General features: G+C 58.0%; 12 protein-coding genes and 2 pseudogenes. 10 read left to right on the top strand and 4 right to left on the bottom strand.

The window, feature by feature from the left end; all coding sequences use genetic code 11:
• Positions 1-38 precede the first annotated feature (38 nt).
• The 6 genes from LPB260_RS10885 (at position 39) to LPB260_RS10860 (ending at position 5552) form a co-directional block, all read left to right on the top strand.
• Complete coding sequence (locus LPB260_RS10885; protein WP_208708742.1) at positions 39-2075, top strand: NADH:flavin oxidoreductase; 2037 nt, start codon at positions 39-41, stop codon at positions 2073-2075.
• 929 nt (positions 2076-3004) lie between these two features.
• Positions 3005-3448, top strand: coding sequence for a hypothetical protein (locus tag LPB260_RS10880; protein WP_208708741.1), 444 nt, complete (start codon positions 3005-3007; stop codon positions 3446-3448).
• A 95-nt stretch (positions 3449-3543) separates the two neighbouring features.
• On the top strand, positions 3544-4185 hold the full coding sequence (locus tag LPB260_RS10875; protein ID WP_208708740.1) for a hypothetical protein: 642 nt from the start codon (positions 3544-3546) through the stop codon (positions 4183-4185).
• An 83-nt stretch (positions 4186-4268) separates the two neighbouring features.
• Positions 4269-4637 (top strand): Imm8 family immunity protein, encoded by a 369-nt coding sequence (locus LPB260_RS10870; RefSeq protein WP_208708739.1) that lies wholly within the window; start codon positions 4269-4271, stop codon positions 4635-4637.
• Positions 4638-4728: 91 nt separating this feature from the next.
• Positions 4729-5136: a GNAT family N-acetyltransferase gene (locus LPB260_RS10865; protein WP_208708738.1), complete on the top strand. Its 408-nt coding sequence runs from the start codon at positions 4729-4731 to the stop codon at positions 5134-5136.
• A gap of 92 nt (positions 5137-5228) precedes the next feature.
• Positions 5229-5552 carry a contact-dependent growth inhibition system immunity protein gene (locus LPB260_RS10860; protein ID WP_208708737.1) on the top strand — a complete coding sequence of 108 codons (324 nt, stop codon included), beginning with the start codon at positions 5229-5231 and terminating at the stop codon, positions 5550-5552.
• A gap of 270 nt (positions 5553-5822) precedes the next feature.
• Here the strand turns inward: LPB260_RS10860 and LPB260_RS10855 are convergent.
• A pseudogene (locus LPB260_RS10855) lies at positions 5823-6866 on the bottom strand (IS110 family transposase).
• A gap of 153 nt (positions 6867-7019) precedes the next feature.
• On the opposite strand from LPB260_RS10855, the gene LPB260_RS10850 reads away from it, so the two are divergent.
• Positions 7020-7346 (top strand): hypothetical protein, encoded by a 327-nt coding sequence (locus LPB260_RS10850; protein WP_208708736.1) that lies wholly within the window; start codon positions 7020-7022, stop codon positions 7344-7346.
• A gap of 341 nt (positions 7347-7687) precedes the next feature.
• Here the strand turns inward: LPB260_RS10850 and LPB260_RS10845 are convergent.
• Positions 7688-8731: pseudogene (locus LPB260_RS10845) on the bottom strand (IS110 family transposase).
• Between the two features lie 139 nt (positions 8732-8870).
• Between LPB260_RS10845 and LPB260_RS10840 the strand changes: the two are divergent.
• The 3 genes from LPB260_RS10840 (at position 8871) to LPB260_RS10830 (ending at position 12163) form a co-directional block, all read left to right on the top strand.
• Positions 8871-9284 carry an ankyrin repeat domain-containing protein gene (locus tag LPB260_RS10840; RefSeq protein ID WP_208708735.1) on the top strand — a complete coding sequence of 138 codons (414 nt, stop codon included), beginning with the start codon at positions 8871-8873 and terminating at the stop codon, positions 9282-9284.
• 483 nt (positions 9285-9767) lie between these two features.
• Entirely contained in the window at positions 9768-10163 is a 396-nt protein-coding gene (locus LPB260_RS29345; protein WP_208708734.1) for a lysozyme inhibitor LprI family protein, read from the top strand.
• An 812-nt stretch (positions 10164-10975) separates the two neighbouring features.
• Positions 10976-12163: an SRPBCC family protein gene (locus LPB260_RS10830; protein WP_208708733.1), complete on the top strand. Its 1188-nt coding sequence runs from the start codon at positions 10976-10978 to the stop codon at positions 12161-12163.
• A gap of 151 nt (positions 12164-12314) precedes the next feature.
• Here LPB260_RS10830 and LPB260_RS10825 read toward each other — a convergent pair whose 3' ends face one another.
• Complete coding sequence (locus tag LPB260_RS10825; protein ID WP_208708732.1) at positions 12315-13202, bottom strand: LysR substrate-binding domain-containing protein; 888 nt, start codon at positions 13200-13202, stop codon at positions 12315-12317.
• A 465-nt stretch (positions 13203-13667) separates the two neighbouring features.
• A complete protein-coding gene (locus LPB260_RS10820; RefSeq protein ID WP_208708731.1) occupies positions 13668-14612 on the bottom strand; it encodes a DMT family transporter in 945 nt (314 codons plus the stop codon).
• Between the last annotated feature and the right edge of the window lie 58 nt (positions 14613-14670).

The raw sequence follows: 14670 nt of genomic DNA, 5'->3' as shown, positions 1-14670 counted from the left end.
CGCCGACCCGAGTTTCTTCTCTGCGTGGAGCCCAGACCATGTCCAACGACCCGCTTCTCCAGCCCTACCAGCTCAAGCACCTGACCCTGCGCAACCGCATCATCACCACCTCCCACGAGCCGGCCTACCCCGAGGACGGCATGCCCAAGGCGCTGTACCGCGCCTACCACGTGGAACGGGCCAAGGCCGGCGTCGCCCTGACCATGACCGCCGGCTCGGCGGCGGTGTCGCGCGACAGCCCGCCGGTGTTCAACAACATCCTCGCCTACAAGGACGAGGTGGTCGGCTGGATGAAGGACCTGGCCGACGAGTGCCACGAACATGGCGCCGCGGTGATGATCCAGCTGACCCACCTGGGTCGCCGCACCCGCTGGGACAAGGGCGACTGGCTGCCGGTGGTCTCGCCCTCGCACAACCGCGAGGCGGCGCACCGCGCCTTTCCCAAGAAGCTGGAAGACTGGGACATCGAGCGCATCATCAAGGACTACGCCGATGCGGCGGAGCGGATGAAGGCCGCCGGCCTCGACGGCATCGAGCTGCAGGCCTACGGCCACCTGATGGACCAGTTCTGGTCGCCGCTGACCAACGAGCTGGACGCCCCCTACGGCGGCTCCCTGGACAACCGCCTGCGCTTCACCTTCGACGTGCTCAAGGCCGTGCGCCAGCGCGTCGGCAACGAGTTCATCGTCGGCGTGCGCTACACCGCCGACGAGGCGCTGCCCGGCGGCCTGGCCGCCGAGGAAGGCCTGGACATCTCGCGCCGCCTGAAGGAAAGCGGCATGGTCGATTTCCTCAACATCATCCGCGGCCACATCGACACCGACCCGGGCCTGACCGATGTGATCCCGATCCAGGGCATGGCCAACTCGCCGCACCTGGACTTCGCCGGGCAGATTCGCGCCGCCACCGACTTCCCCACCTTCCACGCGGCGAAGATTCCGGATATCGCCACCGCGCGCCACGCCATCGCCTCGGGCAAGGTCGACATGGTCGGCATGACCCGCGCGCACATGACCGACCCGCACCTGGTGCGCAAGCTGATCGAGGGTCGCGAGCAGGACATCCGCCCCTGCGTCGGCGCCAACTACTGCCTCGACCGCATCTACCAGGGCGGCGCGGCCTACTGCATCCACAACGCCGCCACCGGCCGCGAGACCAGCATGCCCCACGACATCCCCAAGGCCGCGACGCGGCGCAAGGTGGTGATCATCGGCGCCGGCCCGGCCGGCCTGGAAGCCGCGCGGGTCGCCAGCGAGCGCGGCCACCAGGTGCTGGTGCTGGAGGCCGCCAACCAGCCCGGCGGGCAGATCCGCCTGACCGCGCAAAGCCCGCGCCGGCGCGAGATGCTCAGCATCGTCGAATGGCGCATGAGCCAGTGCGAGGCGCTGGGTGTGGAGTTCCGCTTCAACACCTGGGCCGACGCCGAAACCGTCCGCGCCGAGCGCGCCGACGTGGTCATCGTCGCCACCGGCGGCTTTCCCCACACCGAGATCCTCGGCGCGGGCAACGAGCATGTGGTGTCGGCCTGGGACATCATCTCCGGCGACGTCAAACCCGGCAGCAATGTGCTGCTGTTCGACGACGCCGGCGACCACGCCGCCCTGCAGGCCGCCGAGTTCATCGCCCAGAGCGGCGCCAAGCTGGAGATCATGACCCCCGACCGCGCCTTCGCCCCGGAAGTCATGGCGATGAACCTGGTGCCCTACATGCGCTCGCTGCAGAAGCTCGACACCACCTTCACCGTCACCTACCGCCTGGCTTCGGTGGCGCGCGACGGCGAAGGCCTGCTGGCCGAGATCGACAGCGACTACGGCGGTGTGCGCAAGCAGCGCCGGGTCGACCAGGTGGTGGTCAACCACGGCACCCGGCCGATGGACGAGCTGTATTTCGAGCTCAAGCCCTTCTCGCGCAACCTCGGCGCGGTCGAGTACGCCGACCTGATCGTCGGCCAACCGCAGACCCGCGACGACAACCCGGACGGCGAGTTCCAGCTGTTCCGCATCGGCGACGCGGTGGCCGCGCGCAACACCCACGCCGCCATCTACGACGCCCTGCGCCTGGTTAAGGACCTCTAGGCGCCTGGCCTTTAGGCCGGCCATCCGGCGGCCTGACCGCCGCACTGGTGGGTTACGCCGCTACGCGGTTAGCCCACCCAACTGACAGGCCACGGCTAGCGGACCTGCACGGCCGTGCGCACCAGCCGGTGGACAAGCCAAGCTTGTCCACCCTACCCAGCCCCCGCGATTGCGTAGGGTGGAAAACCGTGCAGCGTTTTCCACCGGAGGAACGCGAACGCCCCACTGGCAATCCCCAGCGACGCGCAAGGGCCATCGCCAGCGCAGCCGACATCCAGAAGACTCGGCCGACACCCGCCCCTTATTGTTTCCCGTCCCCGGCTCGCGCTAATCTCGACGCCTCTTCGGCCCCTCGCAAATGGAATTGTCCCGATGGTGCATAACACCCCCGCGCCCAAGCGCCCGCCGCCCAAGGCGCACGCCAGAGCCTTCCAGGCCCGCCCCCCAGAACGTTATCCGTCAAACGATGCGTTTAAACGCATCATTTGACGTCTAATTTTAGTTAGGCACACAAGAAAAATGAACGCAGCATACAAAATATTTACTGACTGTTCGTCAAAAGAAGCTGCGGCAAAAGTGGCTAAGCGCTATTTTTCTAGCATTGGGTCAGAACCAAGCACACTTACTATCGCCCCCTATCACAAGGGCGGTTTTTTGATTGCTGGGGCTATACCTATATCTGCCCATAATTGGTCAGAAGTAATATTTGAAACACTATCTATAGCCCAAAATGTAGGCAGAGCATGGGTAATAACAGGGAATATCGATGAAGAACTAGATGCTTGGTCAAACGACTCGGCCATTTCGGGTGTCTCATCAATACAACTACAGATCGTCCGTGCATGCGCCTAACAAGTCGCTTAAATCGCTCACTTCGTTCGCTGGGACGGGCTAAAGCCCGCCCCTTAGCTTAATCGTTAGGTAATTGAATGGATATCGAGAAAACCCTCAAAGATATCTCTTCAGGAGATAATCACCTCGCATGGTCTGCTGGGTGGTGCATAATTAAAGCAAATGCAATTGATCTTAATGAAATTCCACTAGACTCTATAGCCGTTATACGAACTGCCGTCGAAAAATTACCAGCACCAGAATGCCCATCAGTCGCTGATAGTCGTGAAATACCTAAACTGGCACTGAAAATATTAGAGCATAAAGAATCAAATACCTGCAGATGTAATCTATACAAATCTGCTCAAAGGTTCTTGCCAGAAGAAGAACAGGTTCGCGGCTACATACTAATTGAAAAGAAAAATGACATTCCATGGGAACCTGAATTTCACTGCAAATGTTTGAGCTGCGGCAAAAAATACTTTGTCCACGAAAGCCACAGTTATCATTACCCTTGGGCAGAATGGTCTGCAATCACCTAACTAGTGGTTCAAGTCGTTCGCTTCGCTCACTCGGGACGGGCTAAAGCCCGCCCCTTAACCAAACGTTGTGCCCCCAATCGAAAAGATGCGTACGTATGAAAAAATTACTATCGTGGCTCAAAGCTATTTGGAAATGGATAAAACAAGCCAACCATCTTTGGCGCGCCTTGTCAGTCGCCATTTTATCCGTCGCGTACATAAACCTTAACCCCGACGAGCAATCCATCCGGATCACCGGGCTAATATTACAAGTACTAGGAATCTTCACTGTCGCGTGGGGTATCAAAGAAACGAGGGAACTATTTGGCCAGCCAAGCCTTATAACAAAAGGCCTCCAATGGCTCAAAAACTTCCCGCCATACGGAGGAAGAGTCAACTCTGGGAGCGGTCATGCCACTTTTAGGGCTATGACAGGAAACTCTCGTGGCTGCACCTCCTTACCAATTGACGAAAACTCTAGTATCGAAGATCGCTTAGCGGCAATTGAAACAAATATCAATCATATATATAAGCGTATCCACGAGACTGAAATCAGCTTAGATAAACAAGAAAAATCCATGATTGAAGCAATTAGTCAGGAAACATTATTAAGAGAGCTAGCCGACAGCGAAACACATAAAAAATTAGAAGCTTCAAGCACAGGCGGCCTCCACATATCAGCAACAGGAGCATTATGGCTTCTACTTGGCGTTACGATGAGCACAGCACCAAATGAACTTCTTACTCTGGTGTGGTAGCACAACTATGCGCTCAAATCGCTCACTTCGTTCGCTGGGACGGGCTAAAGCCCGCCCCTTAGCTTAATCGTTAGCGGTTATGTATGCGCATCGAGCTAAAGAAAATATATAGCCTTGAGTACGGCAAACCTAACATCCCTGAAGAGCCAGACTGCTGCGCGATACTTATGCACGCAGACATAGGAACCATGGGCCATGAAGGGGCTGACTACTTTACTTTCACAGTTATCACACCTAAGTTTTTGGAAAAATGGCCAGAAACACGATGGGGGCGTAGTTATTTGCTAATGCCAGAATTCTCATGGCCAGAAGTCGAGAGAATGGTCAGCGGTCTTGTCTCAGCAATTTCGGCTGATAGTTGGGAAAATGCCGCCAACCAATTATGCAAGTACATGGAGTGGGAGTTTGAAAACTACCTACCATACACCGAGCAACCGCTAACAATGCGCTGAACGCCGCTCGTTTCACTCGCTGGACGTCCAAAAGCTGCGCTTTTGGCCGCCCGTTAGCTTAATCGTTGTGCACCAAGAGCAAGGAAGCCCGATGGAAGTCGTCATATCAATGCAAGACGCAATTGCGGAAGATGAAGTAGTTTCATTGTACTCCGCTAACGAATGGTCATCCGCCCAAAAACCAGATCAGCTACTGCCGGCGCTGCGTAATTCACACGCCCTCGTCACAGCCCGACTAAATGGCCAGCTAGTCGGTATTGGCAACGCAATTTCAGACGGCCATCTTGTCGTCTACTTCCCACACATGCTGGTGAAACCCAATCTTCAAGGCCAGGGTATCGGTAAGAAAATGATGCAGGCCATGCTTAGCAAGTACAAAGGCTTTCATCAGCTAATGCTAACCGCGGACGGGGACGCCATTGATTTTTACAAAGCTCTTGGGTTTAGCCGGGCAGGTAAAACGGAGCCAATGTGGGTATATGCCGGGACGGAGCATTGATGCACAACAATGCGCTCAACCTCGCTCACTTCGTTCGCTGGACAGTCAAAAGCTGCGCTTTTGCCTGCCGGTTAGCTTAATCGTTAGGCATTATGAACAAAGAACCCAGTTACCTCGCACATCTTGGAGAGTTCGCGACTCTCAAAAATGCTATTGGGTCCTGGTATCACCAAGATGCATATCTGGATTTCGGTACGGATGAGGAAATCTGGTCAGATATTTTCACCGGCCATGACAAAGAAGCCATGTCACGCATCCAGACTCAGCTATCCGAGCTCCTTGAAAGATCAGATGAAAATATTCTTCTCTTTTGGAATTCAGAGGCCCATTCGCATAATTTCATCAATGGCGCTGAAGCTCGTTCTTTCCTTAAAGCTATGTTGTCTTTTTTCAGAGCTACTAACCCAACAGCCTAACAAGTGGTATATGGACGCTCCCCACAAGTAGATGAGGAATCGCTTTTCAAGCCTGTCGTCAGTGCGGTTGCATTCGTATATCCGGCCTGTCATGGGCAGCATCGCCCTGGCCACTCTGTAGTTCGCACAGCGGGGGCCCAGCGTTCAATCGATCACGTGGATCATGATTGTTATCGGCCTTGTTCCGCTGCAGGACTCGCCTATTCCGACAGTCTCGCGTCTCACCACAACCACCCGAAACCCTTCATTCCCTCCTGATTACCCCCGCCGTCAGGCGGGCTTGGCGCTCTGCCAGTCGCCACTGAAACGTCGTTCGTGGCACCACACCGCCCAGCAGATCCGTACCAGTTTGTTGGCCAAGGCCACCGCCGCCTTGTTGTGGCCGATGCGCGCCGCCGTTTGCGTGGCCCAGCGCTGCAGCGCGGTCATTCGCTCGGGCGTATTGGCCTAGCAGCGCTGGGCCGCCAACAAGGCGGCGCGGGAGCCGTGGACCAGCAAGGTACGCACATAGACGTTGCCCTGGCAGCTGATATGGCCCAGCTTGCGCCGGTTGCCGCTGCTGAACTCGCGTGGGGTCAGGCCCAGCCAGGCACTGAGTTGGCGGCCGCTGGCGAAGCGCTGCGGATTGCCGACCGCGGTCTTCAGCGCGCTGGCGGTGAGCAGGCCGATGCCGCTGACCTCGTCCAGCCTGCGCACGATTTCATCCTCGGCATGCCATTGCTGAAGCTGCCGCTCGCAGTCCGCCATGCACTGCTGATAGAGATTGATCTCGCCCAGAACGATCTGCAGCAGGCCGCGCAGGCGCTCCAGCTCCGGGCGCTCGATCAGTTCGTTGGCCCGGCGCAGGAAGGCCGCGGCGCTGGCTGGCGCCTCGATACCCGCTTCGCGCAGGATGCCACGCAGCAGGTTGATGCGCTGGGTGCGGCTCTTCTTCCAGGTCTCGCGCAGGCCGTGCAACTGCTGCAGTTGCTGCTGCTCGTGGCTCTTCACCGGCACCGGATGCAGGCCGGCACAGCGCGCCGCTTCGAGCATCGCCTCACAGTCGTTGCGGTCGGTCTTGTTACGCCGCCGGTACGATCGCACATAGCGTGGATGCAGCAGCATCACCCGGTGCCCACGGGCCTGCATCAACCGCCCCCAGTAGTGCGCCGTGCCACAGGCCTCCATCAGCCACTCGACCGCCTCGGCCTGCTCCTGTATATATCGCCCGAACGCCTCACGACTCAGCCGCCTGCGCTGACTCACCACGCCGGCACGGACACTCTCGGCAACTTGGTAAACGGACTTGGCCAGATCAACTGCTATGCGTTTCATCACACCTCTCCCAATGCACAGTCACCACCGTTGTGGGTATAGAACCGTGGCGCGGGGAGTGTCCATTACAGCATTCAAACCGTTCGCTGCGCTCACTGGGACGGGCTAAAGCCCGCCCCTTAACCAAACGTTAGGCCCTGATGGAGCACGCCCTTGATATCAGAGCAATTTGAAACATTACAGGAACTATTTTCACTGATATCCGCCGGAATAAATCAGCCATATGAAAAATTAGAATTTGAGTCTGACGTATTTGAAAGCTATATGGTCATGGCGCTAGTATTAACAATAGATGGCAAAGACAAAGCCGACGTAGAAACAACTTATAATCACTCATTACTAAGCGATCTCATTAAGAAACTTCACAAGCAGTCACTTCAACAAGGCGATGACTGGAAGGTTCTTATAATTACATATGCCCCTGGCGAACAAGTAAAGACAAATTACATCTACCAACATCGCGAGGAAAACTTGTTATGACTTGCTACAAAATCACACCACAACACTCTACACAGATATTTCTTTTATATGCATGGCATTGAACAGCCTAACAATTGGTATATGGACGCTCCCCACAAGTAGATGAGGAATCGCTTTTCAAGCCTGTCGTCAGTGCGGTTGCATTCGTATATCCGGCCTTTCGCGGGCAGCATCGCCCTGGCCACTCTGTAGTTCGCACAGCGGGGGCCCAGCGTTCAATCGATCACGTGGATCATGATTGTTATCGGCCTTGTTCCGCTGCAGGACTCGCCTGTTCCGACAGTCTCGCGTCTCACCACAACCACCCGAAAACCCTCATTCCCTCCTGGTTACTCCCGCCGTCAGGCGGGCCTTACGCTCTGCCAGTTGCCGCTGAAACGTCGTTCGTGGCACCACACCGCCCAGCAGATTCGTACCAGTTTGTTGGCCAACGCCACCGCCGCTTTGTTGTGGCCGATGCGCGCCGCCGTTTGCGTGGCCCAGCGCTGTAATGCGGTCAGTCGTTCCGGCGTGTTGGCCAGGCAGCGCTGGGCCGCCAACAAGGCGGCGCGGGAGCCGTGGACCAGCAAGGTACGCACATAGACGTTGCCCTGGCAGCTGATATGGCCCAGCTTGCGCCGGTTGCCGCTGCTGAACTCGCGTGGGGTCAGGCCCAGCCAGGCACTGAGTTGGCGGCCGCTGGCGAAGCGCTGCGGATTGCCGACCGCGGTCTTCAGGGCGCTGGCGGTGAGCAGGCCGATGCCGCTGACCTCGTCCAGCCTGCGCACGATTTCATCCTCGGCATGCCATTGCTGCAGCTGCCGCTCGCAGTCCGCCATGCACTGCTGATAGAGATTGATCTCACCCAGGACGATCTGCAGCAGGCCGCGCAGGCGCGCCAGCTCCGGGCGCTCGATCAGTTCGTTGGCCCGGCGCAGGAAGGCCGCGGTGCTGGCTGGCGCCTCGATACCCGCTTCGCGCAGGATGCCACGCAGCAGGTTGATACGCTGGGTGCGGCTCTTCTTTCAGGTCTCGCGCAGGCCGTGCAACTGCTGCAGTTGCTGCTGCTCGTGGCTCTTCACCGGCACCGGATGCAGGCCGGCACAGCGCGCCGCTTCGAGCATCGCCTCACAGTCGTTGCGGTCGGTCTTGTTACGCCGCCGGTACGATCGCACATAGCGTGGATGCAGCAGCATCACCCGGTGCCCACGGGCCTGCATCAACCGCCCCCAGTAGTGCGCCGTGCCACAGGCCTCCATCAGCCACTCGACCGCCTCAGCCTGCTCCTGTATATATCGCCCGAACGCCTCACGACTCAGCCGCCTGCGCTGACTCACCACGCCGGCACGGACACTCTCGGCAACTTGGTAAACGGACTTGGCCAGATCAACTGCTATGCGTTTCATCACACCTCTCCCAATGCACAGTCACCACCGTTGTGGGTATAGAACCGTGGCGCGGGGAGTGTCCATTACAGCATTCAAACCGTTCGCTGCGCTCACTGGGACCGGCTAAAGCCGGCCCCTTAACCAAACGTTAGAACCCATGAATAAAAATTTCGCACCAGGTATTGCTATCGATGGAGGAGCAGAAACAGAGCTCCATGCCATTGCTTGGGCAGGAAATTTGCGCCGAGCTCGTCGCTTAGTTCGAAGAGGCGCCGATGTGAATCATATTGATTCGGCTGGCGAAACTCCGCTGCATGGAGCCGCTGCTTGGGGGCGAGCAAGCATGGTTCGTTTCTTACTATCAGTCGGCGCTCGCCACGACATAGCGGCATTAAATACAAATAATATGACTCCATTGCTATGGGCAGCCAGGGCAAACCTCAAAACAGTAAAGGTATTGCTTAAAGCCGGCGCAGATCGCGACGCCAAGGATGCCCAAGGCAATACCGCATACGACATTGCAAAAAAATATCTGAAACCAGAGATAATGGTATTTCTGGCTTCTAACTAGTGGTTCAAATCGTTCGCTACGCTCACTGGGACCGGCTAAAGCCGACCCCTTAACCAAACGTTAGGTATCATTGTGAAGAAATTCGTACTCGCAGTAACCATAGTCATATTTGTAATTGCTCAATCATTCTTCATCTATGCTTTTTTTCCAGCCCGAGACAGCCAATTATTTTACTAATCTCTGGTCAGGCTTTGGTGTTCAGCAAACGCCTTACTCATAATTTGTTTTCGAAACTATTCAGTGGTGGGCAGCGTTGCCAGTCATATGTTTAGCGCTTGGTGCACTTGCAATTAAACTCTCATCAAAACCAATATCGCTATTCGCCATCTCTACAAGCATACTAGGCACAATCGCTTTGTATTGGTCTGCGTACGCCCCAACATTATTCATCAGTATATGACACCTAACTAGTGGTTCAAATCGCTCGCTGCGCTCACTGGGACGGGCTAAAGCCCGCCCCTTAACCAAACGTTAGGGCATCCAATGCATCGCTCACTTGCTGCCTGCCTACTAGCCTTATCTATTGAGGCATACGCAGAACCTGAGAATAATATTGACTGCGCCAATGCATTCTCAACGCCTGACATTGAACAGTGCGCATCTATCTCTTTCGAAAGCACAGAGAAAGAGCTGAATTTAACGTATAAAAAATTGGTGACAAGTCTTTCCCAGCAAGACACTGAATACGAAAATTACACTGAATACAGGAACAAGCTTTTAACCGCGCAAAGAGCATGGATTACATTCAGGGAAGCGGATTGCGCTGCTCAATATGAAATGCACAGATCAGGGACTATTCGCAATAGCATCTATCTAGCCTGCAAAGAAGAGCGCGCCAAACAGCGAATAAAGGAGCTTCAAAACTATGCTCCGTACTAGCCCTAACAAATGTATATGGACGCTCCCCACAAGTAGATGAGGAATCGCTTTTCAAGCCTGTCGTCAGTGCGGTTGCATTCGTATATCCGGCCTGTCATGGGCAGCATCGCCCTGGCCACTCTGTAGTTCGCGCAACGGGGGCCCAGCGTTCAATCGATCACATGGATCATGATTGTTATCGGCCTTGTTCCGCTGCAGGACTCGCTTGTTGCGACAGTCTCGCGTCTCACCACAACCACAACCACAACCACAAGAAAGCCATCACACCTTCCTGATTACCCCGCCCTCGCCGCCAGGGAGGAAAAACGGACAGCGTGCCGGCATCCGCCGCCCCGGGCATGACGCAGCCCGCAGCACGTCATCGCCCTGTCCTGCTCAAGCAATACATTGCCGAATGGATTAAATCCGCTTATGGATAGCATTTGGCGAACTCGTTTGTCCTTAAAGTCGCCCCAGCCTACATTCCGCCTGCCCGCGACAGTTTTCCTGTACGTGACACATCACTGGGGAGCCGCTGATTCATTCGTTTTTTCGCACCGGAGGCGTCCTGCAAGCTCGTTCTATCAGGTTCGCAGCTTGGTAGTACGCCCGCCGCCGCGCCATGGCCTTCGCGCTGTCGCACCTGGGGATGCGAAAAACGCTTATTGAATGCGCAAGAGGCGCACCGCTGAAGGCGCCATTTCTTTGGTAGGCGTAGGCACGTCGAGAAACACGTGAATTGAGCGAAGCAGCACGCTGACTTTCAGTTGGGGCAGCGCTCTTTGCAGCCCGAATAGCGGCGGAAATTTCAGATCTTCCTTAGGGGAACACACTTGAACAACTATGTTTCTGGAATGGGGCTTCCCCAAGAAGCCATATTCGACCTTGATCGTGCCAAGCGTCTTTATTCAAAGAAATGGTTCTTCGCGGGCACCCGCGGTGACGTCCCGAAGCCAAGGGACTTCCTCAAGTTCTCCCTGTTCGACGACGAATATTTCCTGCTCCATGGTACCGATGGCGTGATCCGTTGCATGGCGAACCGCTGCTCGCACCAGAGCGCCCGCCTGCTGCGCGAGCCCCATGGGAAATGCCCGCCGATGATCATGTGCCCCAACCATCAGTGGGTCTATGAGCTCAACGGCGGCCGCCTGGTCAACGCCCCTGGATTCGCCCCCGACTTCCCCGGCTCGGAACTGGGACAATCGATGCATCTCGACAGCCTGCCGGTGGTCGAGGTACACGGCCTGCTGTTCGCCAGCCTGGACCCTGAGTGTGATCGCAGCGATCTCGAAGAGATCGAGAAGATCATCGCACCTTACGCGGCGCCGTTTGGCTTGCAGAACGGCGGCTACAAACTGGCCTATCACGAATGCGAAATTGTCGACGCCAACTGGTTCCTGGTGATGATCAACAACCGCGAGTGCTGCCATTGCAACCTGAACCACCAGGGCCTGGTCAAGCTATTCGACCCCTCCAGCTTCAATGGCGCGCAATCGCCAGCCTATGAACAAATGTTTGCCCGGGCGGTGCAACGCTGGGAGGCGCTTGGATTGGAGTGGAAAGAGCAAGCCTTCACGCCGAATGATTGCTGCCGCGTGGCGCGCTACCCCATGCAAGAAAATTTCCAATCCATCACCTTCGATGGCAAGCCGGCCAGCAAGAAACTGATCGGCCCATTCAAGGACTACGATCAAAGCACGCTGTCGATGTGGTTCAACCCCAACGCGTGGATTCACTTCACCTCGGACCACATTGCGACCAACTGGGTGTTGCCGCTTGGCAGTGACAAATGTGCGCTCTATACCAGCTGGATCGTTCATGAGGATGCCGTCGAAGGCGTTGATTATCACCCCGAACACATGAAGGAAGTCTGGCAGGTAACCAACGCGGAAGATGTCGCCCTGTGCCAATCGATGACCGCAGGCGCCAAGTCGGCGTTCTATCGACCGGGCCCCTTCGCGAAAGACGAGAAGTTTTGTGTTCAGCTAAGCGATTGGTACATGGAGCATTCCGGTAGCTGAAAACAGGTCGCGTCCTAGACGAGCGCTTGCCGATATCCGCGCGGTGGGGTTCGAGCAGCACGGGAACAAAACGTGCGCTCAAGCTCTACCCGCGTCGTACAGCGACTGCAGGGCTCGGCCCCGCCTTGCTCGGTAGCAGGACAGGGCCAGCTCAGGCCTGCGACTCCTGGGTTATCCACTGGTGGAACGCACGCACCCCGGGTCGCTCCAGGGCGTCGTCGCGGTAGACGATAAAGTACCCATAGCCCTCGAGTGAAAGATCGAAAGGCCGCACCAGACGCTTCAGGGATATCTCGTCGGCAATCAGCTCATCGGCCAGTGCCCAGCCACGCCCATCGATGGCCGCCTGCAGGTAGACATTCGGATCGTTGATTTTCATGTCGTACGCAGGGCCGGCATCGTCTATCCCCGCCAACTCCAACCATTTCGACCAGGCCTCGTAGTGCACGTCATCGCGCAACAGGGCCTGCTTGCGCAGTCCCTGGGAGGACGCCGGTGAACCTGGATTTTCCAGCAGGGCCGGACTGCAGACGGGGCTGACGGCCGAGGTGAACAATAGCCGGCTGTTAAGACCCGGTTCCGGCGACCAGTGACGCTCCTTCCAGACGATCGCCATATCGACGCCGTCGACACCTGGACGCGCATTGGTTTCCGGGTGCTGCAAGCGAAGCTGAATATCCGGGTGCAGGTGAGAGAAGTGTCCCAGGCGCCTGGACAGCCAATGAATGGCAAAGTACGTGCTGAGTGCGACGGTGAGTTTCTCTTCGCGGCTCACGGCGGAAAAAGCCTCAATGCCTTCGGCAATTTCCGAGAACGCCCGCTGTAGAACCGGCAGTAGCTGCTGTGCGCCCTCGGTCAGCACCACGCTGCGTTTCTCACGCACAAACAGCTGGGCGCCGAGCTCGTCCTCCAGCATGCGGATCTGGTAGCTGACGGCGGCCTGGGTGATATGCAGTTCCTGCGCGGCTTTGGTGAAGCTCAAGTGGCGCGCCGCCGCTTCGAAGGCTCGCAGCGCGGACAGGGAAGGCAATCTGGCCATTGGTCAATTTCGTCCAAGTAGATGGGCTGGATCATTCAGCGTAGCGGCCACCCGCTATTCCCCTCGCAGGCCCGATCGGTGCCGGCATTATCGCCATGCTGCGCTCCGCGCCTGGACAAGCGTGCACAGGCTTCGAGGTCGCGGCGCGTCCGCGCCGATCTCGGCGCTCGCACTGCTCACCCGAACATGCAAAGCCTGAGGCGGCGCAGCACCGCTGCCAAACACCTAGGCTTGTATATCCATCGCGCCTGTATGGGCTGGCCGAATGCGACCTGCGCGGTCCGATACCCGTCACCGCCTCTCTTTGACAGCCTGAGCCTAGGGTGCTGACGCGCGGCGACAGGGCGAGGATGCACGCACATTCGACGTGCAATGCATCGCAACGACAAAGGGGCGTGCCCACAGGAACGCCCCTCGTGGTGTGCTACTGCCGGGCCCGGCCTTTCGTGCGGCGGCGGAGTGGTGCTAGTCCCCCTCGTTCACCCCTTGCCTCGCCACCACCGCTTCCGGCACGGCCAGTTGCTCCAGCGCGCCGCCCTGGCGAGCCAGGATGATCGCCGCCGTCACCACCAGCAAGCCGCCGCCGAGCATACCGGCGCTGATATGTTCACCGATCAGCAAGACGGCGATGGTCACCGCCACCACCGGCTCCAGGGTCGAGAGGGTGGAGGCCGACGACGGCCCGATATGCGGTGAGCCGGCAAGAAAGGCGGCGATCGGCAGGATGGTGGCGAACAGGGCCAGCCCCAGCATCGACCACCAGGCCGGCGCCCCCGACGGCGTGGCCGCCCCCCAGGTGAACGCGGCCAGCGCGAAGGTCAGGGTGCCGCCCAGCAACACCATGGCCGCCGAGGCCAGCGGCTGCTCATGGCGAATGCTGTGGGTGCCGTAGACCAGTGCGGCGCCATAGCTGCAGGCGGCAAACAGCGCCCAGAGCACGCCGGTCAGCTCCCCGGAGAAGCTCATGCCCGCGGCCAGCAGCACACCGCCCAGCGCCAGCACCAGGCTGAGCAGCTTGAGCGCACTGGTGCGCTCACCCAGGTAGGCGATCGACAGGACGGTGACGAACGCCGGGAAGGAAAACATCAGGATCACCGCCAGGCTCACCGAGGTGCTGCGGCTGGCGCTGTAATAGCCCAGCGCCGCCATGGCATAGCCGATGCCCACCAGCAGGTTCTGGCGGGCCAGTCGCCCGGCCGGCAGGCGAATGCCACGCAGGCGCAGAAACAGCAGCAGCACCGCGGCGGCGATCAGAAAGCGCACCAGCAGCACGCCCACCGGGTCCGCGCCGCCGGCATAGGCGTACTGGGCGAACAGCGGCTGCAGGCCGTAGCAGAAGGCCGCCAGCAGCACGAGGAGGAAGCCCCTGGCGTAGTCACTGCCAGGCATCGGAAATGGCGAGCGCTGCATCGCTGGATGCTCCTGTTCTCAGAACCTTGCTGCTGCAGAAAGGCCCCGCATGACGAGA

This window comes from Pseudomonas sp. LPB0260, assembly GCF_013388395.1.
This window is presented reverse-complemented; position numbering and strand designations above follow the sequence as displayed.

What these genes read in the sequence shown, in the direction of transcription:
- LPB260_RS10885 (WP_208708742.1), top strand. Translation starts at nt 39, where the DNA reads ATGTCCAACGACCCGCTTCTCCAGCCCTACCAGCTCAAGCACCTGACC.
- LPB260_RS10880 (WP_208708741.1), top strand. Translation starts at nt 3,005, where the DNA reads ATGGATATCGAGAAAACCCTCAAAGATATCTCTTCAGGAGATAATCAC.
- LPB260_RS10875 (WP_208708740.1), top strand. Translation starts at nt 3,544, where the DNA reads ATGAAAAAATTACTATCGTGGCTCAAAGCTATTTGGAAATGGATAAAA.
- LPB260_RS10870 (WP_208708739.1), top strand. Translation starts at nt 4,269, where the DNA reads ATGCGCATCGAGCTAAAGAAAATATATAGCCTTGAGTACGGCAAACCT.
- LPB260_RS10865 (WP_208708738.1), top strand. Translation starts at nt 4,729, where the DNA reads ATGGAAGTCGTCATATCAATGCAAGACGCAATTGCGGAAGATGAAGTA.
- LPB260_RS10860 (WP_208708737.1), top strand. Translation starts at nt 5,229, where the DNA reads ATGAACAAAGAACCCAGTTACCTCGCACATCTTGGAGAGTTCGCGACT.
- LPB260_RS10840 (WP_208708735.1), top strand. Translation starts at nt 8,871, where the DNA reads ATGAATAAAAATTTCGCACCAGGTATTGCTATCGATGGAGGAGCAGAA.
- LPB260_RS29345 (WP_208708734.1), top strand. Translation starts at nt 9,768, where the DNA reads ATGCATCGCTCACTTGCTGCCTGCCTACTAGCCTTATCTATTGAGGCA.
- LPB260_RS10825 (WP_208708732.1), bottom strand. Translation starts at nt 13,202, where the DNA reads ATGGCCAGATTGCCTTCCCTGTCCGCGCTGCGAGCCTTCGAAGCGGCG.
- LPB260_RS10820 (WP_208708731.1), bottom strand. Translation starts at nt 14,612, where the DNA reads ATGCAGCGCTCGCCATTTCCGATGCCTGGCAGTGACTACGCCAGGGGC.